Here is a 2,096-nt window from a genome sequence, read left to right as displayed (position 1 = left end):
TCAGATCCAGCGATTCCCAACGCGGTGGAGATTGCAATACCTGAATTGTCCAGGGGGCAAGAACTTCTGGCTTACCAAAAGGCAACTTGATCATTGATTCTCTGGGTTTGGCTGGCGGTAATTTGGGCAGTTCAATTCCCGAACTCGGCAATACTCTCCAGGGAACCGATGCATTGAATCCCCTATTTGCTAGCATACTGATTCCCATTGTGTTAATGGCATTGCTGCTGGGACATCCTAGTTGGAGATGGTTTGCCATTGGTTCAACCTTAGGTGTTGCAGCGTGCTTGACAGTAAGTGCGTTTTTCGATCCAGCAGTTATGGGTTTGGGAAGTGGTAACATAGCACGCCTCTTCCTCATCGCCAATGCCCTAATCTGTTATGGACTTGCTCGTTTAGCATTGAAAAACGAAGAAAAAATAGCATAAATGGGGAGTGGGGAGTGGGGAATGGGGAGTGGGGAAGAATTTTTAATAACTCCCTACTCCCTACCCCCTATTCCCTACTCCCTACTCCCTACTCCCCACTCCCCCACTATGATTACACTTACAGGTACGATCGAACGCCGTGATATTGGCACAGGCGCATGGGCGTTAGTCACAGAAGAGGGCGTTACTTACGAAATCCTCAGAGGGGCTGACAAAGACTTACTCAAAGCCGGACAAAAAGCAAAAGTTAAAGGCCAGGTACGTGAAGATATCATGACAACTGCCATGATTGGCCCTGTCCTGGAGGTTAAATCTTTTGAGGTAATTTAATTCTGACTAGCTGTGGAATTTAGAACCTCTTGAAGACGGCTTCTAAACTCCCCTTTGGGATGACCTCCTTTTACTTCACCCACAATCTGAAATTCCCCTTCTGGAGAATTGCAGATGATGTAAGTAGGCCATCCCATTTCTGATTTATCGGGATACTGAGTTAATAAAATCTTGCGATACTTGCGGTAAGCAGCCGTATCCTGCATTTTGACATCGATAAATTCTAAACCCAGTTCTTGTGCCACCTTTTTGTCATAAAAAGACATTTTGTGGCAGATGCCGCACTCTTCTGAAGAGAACTTAATTACAGCTAAACTCATGGGTTAGGGACTCTTTGATTCTAGGCAAAGTTTTTTAGCATAACGCCATGAAATATTACCATATAGCTGGTCATTCTTGGCAACTTAATAGTGAAACCCTGAACCAGTAACTTTTTCTCCTTCCCTGCTTGTAGTAGGGAGGGCAATTTTTTGGGAGTAAGGGTCAAAATGTAGAAAAAAAATTAAGAATATGATTAAATATCATAGCAATCATTTTGGTATGGCATCTCTAGCTCATAATAAAAAGAAAGCGATTCAGGGACGGGGCGATCGCGTTATACTTTATCCTAGCAACATAAGGATACTCAAGGTTTACCAGCAGTAGCAACAACTACAAGTGATGCACTCCAGTTATGTGAGCGATGTCTAACGACAAGCCCCTACGCGTCTAAGCCAAAAAAACCCCCAGTAGGTGTTAGCCAACCAGGGGAGTTAGTTATCAGGGTGCATCTACCAATTAAATGTTCTCAGGTTGAACACCATACTCCGGAGAAATTTGTACAAAGGTCAGTTATTTTTTAAAATAAAAAAACCCCAGTGGGTTTTAGCCAACTAGGGGAGTGAGTTATCAAGGTACATCTACCAGTAATCTTTTCTACAGTATATAGGTCGCTACCGGATAAATTAGCAGAGGTTGAAGTTGTTACTGTTTGTTTATCAAAGAAAAACCTCAGAGGGGTTAGTTATCAGGACTAATTTGCCAATTAAATGAGCGGTGTGCTGCCTTAAATAATGGTGTGTCAAGCATGATTGCTGCTTTAGGGCTTACGCACAAAAGATCCTCAAACCCCTGAAAAAGTTAGCTCTTAGAGTTCCCCCTTTTTCAGGGGAGCCAGTAGCTTGCTCTTAGCGTAGCGGTAGCAACGTAGGAATACGTAGGGTATCAAACAACTGATATCAAGTTCGGCAAATCACTTACGATATGTCATTGCGAATGCAACGAAGTGGAATGAAGCAATCGCAAAGGTTTGGGATTGCCACGCTCCGCTCGCTTTTGACTAAGTACTAAGTCGGACAT

General features: G+C 43.4%; 3 protein-coding genes and 1 pseudogene. 3 read left to right on the top strand and 1 reads right to left on the bottom strand.

The window, feature by feature from the left end; genetic code table 11:
* Positions 1 to 122 precede the first annotated feature (122 nt).
* Positions 123 to 428 (top strand): annotated as a pseudogene (locus LC574_RS37235) (DUF5942 domain-containing protein); the annotation flags it as partial.
* Positions 429 to 536: 108 nt separating this feature from the next.
* Positions 537 to 758, top strand: a complete 222-nt coding sequence (locus LC574_RS37230) for a hypothetical protein (RefSeq protein WP_229458640.1) — start codon at positions 537 to 539, stop codon at positions 756 to 758.
* Here LC574_RS37230 and LC574_RS37225 read toward each other — a convergent pair.
* Entirely contained in the window at positions 755 to 1,078 is a 324-nt protein-coding gene (locus tag LC574_RS37225; RefSeq protein WP_229458639.1) for a thioredoxin family protein, read from the bottom strand. The genes LC574_RS37230 and LC574_RS37225 overlap by 4 nt on opposite strands.
* Positions 1,079 to 1,268: 190 nt before the next feature.
* On the opposite strand from LC574_RS37225, the gene LC574_RS38430 reads away from it, so the two are divergent.
* Positions 1,269 to 1,403 (top strand): hypothetical protein, encoded by a 135-nt coding sequence (locus LC574_RS38430; RefSeq protein ID WP_267871818.1) that lies wholly within the window; start codon positions 1,269 to 1,271, stop codon positions 1,401 to 1,403.
* Positions 1,404 to 2,096: the final 693 nt, after the last annotated feature.

The sequence above is a fragment of the Nostoc sp. CHAB 5715 genome, assembly GCF_020829685.1.
Lineage (GTDB): Bacteria > Cyanobacteriota > Cyanobacteriia > Cyanobacteriales > Nostocaceae > Nostoc.
The sequence above is the reverse complement of the archived record's forward strand: the minus strand, read 5'-3'. Positions and strand labels throughout refer to the sequence as shown.